At 68.8% G+C, this 378-nt stretch carries 1 protein-coding gene; it reads left to right on the top strand.

The features are described 5' to 3' along the window. Positions 1-359 (top strand): IS3 family transposase (locus H6A21_RS11355; protein WP_204562788.1); only part of this gene is annotated, 359 nt, incomplete at its 5' end. Positions 360-378 lie beyond the last annotated feature (19 nt).

Below are 378 nucleotides of genomic sequence, written 5' to 3'. Positions count from 1 at the left end.
TGGCCATAGCGCGCAGGAGGCCCGGCAAGGGCTGCGCGCGCCACAGCGACCACGGGTCGCAGCACGCCTCGCTGCCGCTCGGGAAGACCATGCGCGAGGCCGGGATCGAGCCGTCGATGGGCTCGATATCGTCGCCCTGGGACAACGCGGCCATGGAGTCGCCCATGGGCCCCATCAAGGCCGAGTGCGCGCACGCGCGCACCTTCGAGAGCCGAGAGCGGGCGGCGCTCGAGATCCTCGAGTACATCGAGTGCTTCTACAACAGGGTAAGGACCCACTCGGCGCTGGGATACCTCAGCCCCGAGGAGTTCGAGCGGGCCAACCGGCCCGAGGACGATCGCCGCATGAAGGCGGCGTAGGGGTGTAAACGAAATCGGG

Source organism: Collinsella tanakaei (genome assembly GCF_016902615.1).
Lineage (GTDB): Bacteria > Actinomycetota > Coriobacteriia > Coriobacteriales > Coriobacteriaceae > Collinsella > Collinsella tanakaei_A.
The sequence above is the reverse complement of the archived record's forward strand: the minus strand, read 5'-3'. Positions and strand labels throughout refer to the sequence as shown.